The organism is Streptomyces sp. NPDC046335 (assembly GCF_055587985.1).
Genome location: NZ_JBVJFF010000045.1, coordinates 1 through 2,450 on the forward strand (window position 1 = coordinate 1; position 2,450 = coordinate 2,450).

Annotated in this window: 1 protein-coding gene; it reads left to right on the forward strand. The window is 69.3% G+C overall.

Translation table 11 applies throughout. The annotated features are described in order from the left end of the window. Positions 1-21: 21 nt before the first annotated feature. Positions 22-2,450: non-ribosomal peptide synthetase (locus ACZ6JY_RS40720; protein WP_469204641.1), on the forward strand; the 2,429-nt coding region annotated here is incomplete at its 3' end.

Here is a 2,450-nt window from a genome sequence, read left to right on the forward strand (position 1 = left end):
AGGCTGTGGTTCTTGAACCGGATGGAGCCGGAGTCGGCCGCGTACAACATCCCCGGTGCACTGCGCCTGACCGGCGCGGTGAACGTCGAGGTCGTGCGCACCGCGCTGGCGGATGTGGTGGCACGCCACGAGAGCCTGCGGACCGTCTTCGCCGAAGCCGGCGACGGCGAACCCTGCCAGATCGTGGGCGATGTCGATGTCGAGGTGCCGGTGATCGGCGTCGCGGACGAGGCCGCGCTGAAGGCCGCGATGGCGGTGGAGGCGGGTCGTGGGTTTGATCTGTCGGTGGAGGCGCCGTTGCGTGCGGTGCTGTTTGATCTGCCGGGTGATGAGAGTGTGCTGCTGTTCGTGCTGCACCACATCGCTGGTGACGGCTGGTCGGTGGCTCCGCTGGCGGCCGACTTCTCCCAGGCGTACCGGGCCAGGGCAGAAGGCCGTGCGCCGGGTTGGCAGCCGCTGCCGGTGCAGTACGCCGACTACACCCTGTGGCAGCGCGAAGTCCTGGGTGATGAGGCCGACGCCGACAGTCCGATCGCCGGTCAACTGGCCTACTGGAAGGAACGGCTGACTGGCGCGCCGCAGGAGTTGGCGCTGCCGGTGGACCGTTCGCGTCCGGTGGTGTCCTCATACCGTGGTGATGCGGTGACGTTCACGGTGGACGCCGAGCTGTATCGGGGTCTCACGGGCCTGGCTCGTGACTCGCAGGCGAGCGTGTTCATGGTGGTCCAAGCAGGTCTTTCGATGCTCCTTGGCCGCCTGGGCGCGGGTGAGGACATCGTGCTGGGCACGGCGGTCGCCGGGCGTACGGACGAGGCGTTGGACCGGCTGATCGGGTTCTTCATCAACACCCTCGTCCTGCGCACCGACCTGTCGGGTGATCCGCAGGTGTCCGAGCTGATCGGCCGGGTGCGCGAGGCGGACCTGGCGGCGTACGCCAACCAGGACGTGCCCTTCGAGCGGCTGGTGGAGGTCCTCAACCCCGACCGCTCCCTGGCCCGCCACCCCCTCTTCCAGACGATGCTGGTCTTCCAGAACGTCCCCGAGGCCGGCATCGACCTGCCGGGAGTGCACAGCGTGATGGAGGCGGTCGAGTCCAGCTCGATCAAGTACGACCTTGCGTGGACCTTCTCCGAGACACGCGCCGCCGATGACTCCGTCACCGCCCTGAACGGGCACCTCCAGTTCAGCCTGGACCTGTTCGACCGGGAGACCGTGGAGGCCCTGGCCCAGCGGCTGCTGATCGTACTCAAGGCGATGGTCACCGACCCGGCCACCCGCATGAGCGGCATCGACGTGGTCGACGCGGCCGAGCGCCACCGCATCCTCGTGGAGTGGAACGACTCGGCGGCAGCGGTCGAGCCGTCGACGCTGCCGGAACTCATCCAGGACCAGGTGCGGGCCACACCGGACGCCGTCGCGGTGGTCGCGGGCGGCGTGGAGCTGACGTACGCGGAGCTGAACGAGCGGGCGAACCGCCTGGCCCGGTATCTGACCGGGCGCGGCGTGGGCCCGGAGTCCTTCGTGGCCGTGGAGATGCCGCGGTCGGCGGAGCTGATGGTGGCGCTGCTCGCGGTGTCCAAGGCCGGTGGCGCTTATGTGCCGGTCGACCCCGGATACCCCGATGAGCGCAAGGCGTTCATGATGGCCGACGCCGCACCCGTGGTGGTGCTGACGCTGGACGGCGTGGACGTGGGTGACGTCGGCGCGACCGCTGTGGTGGCCCTGGACGACCCCGAGGTCGCCCGGCAGATCGCGGCTCATTCGGCAGCGGACGTCACGGACGACGAGCGCCGGACGCCGCTCCGGGAAGAGCACCCGGTCTATGTCATCTACACGTCCGGCTCTACGGGCCGCCCCAAGGGCGTCGTCGTCGAACACCGCTGCGTGGTGGACTACCTCTCCTACACCCGGAAGACCTACCCCGCCGCCAAGGGCGTCGCCCTTGTGCACTCCCCGGTCGCCTTCGACCTGACCGTGACGGCGCTCTACACCCCGCTCGTGTCCGGGGGCCGGATCGTCCTGGCCGGCCTTGAGGACGAGGACACCGAGACGGCGGCGCTTCTCGGCGACACGCCGAACACCTTCCTCAAGGCGACGCCGAGCCACCTGCCGCTGCTGGAGAACCTGCCCGCCGACTACTCGCCCTCCGGACACCTGCTGCTCGGTGGCGAGGCCCTGCACAGCGAGGCACTGCACAAGTGGCGGGCGCAGCACCCCGACGCGGTCGTCAGCAACGTGTACGGCCCGACCGAAGCCACGGTCAACTGCACCGAGTTCCGCATCGAACCCGGCCGACAGCTCCCCGACGGTGTGGTACCGATCGGCCGCCCGCAGGCCAACGCACGGGCGTATGTCCTGGATGGTGGTTTGCGTCCGGTGGCGGCTGGTGTGGTGGGTGAGTTGTATGTGGCGGGTGCTGGTCTGGCTCGTGGGTATTGGGGTCGGGCTGG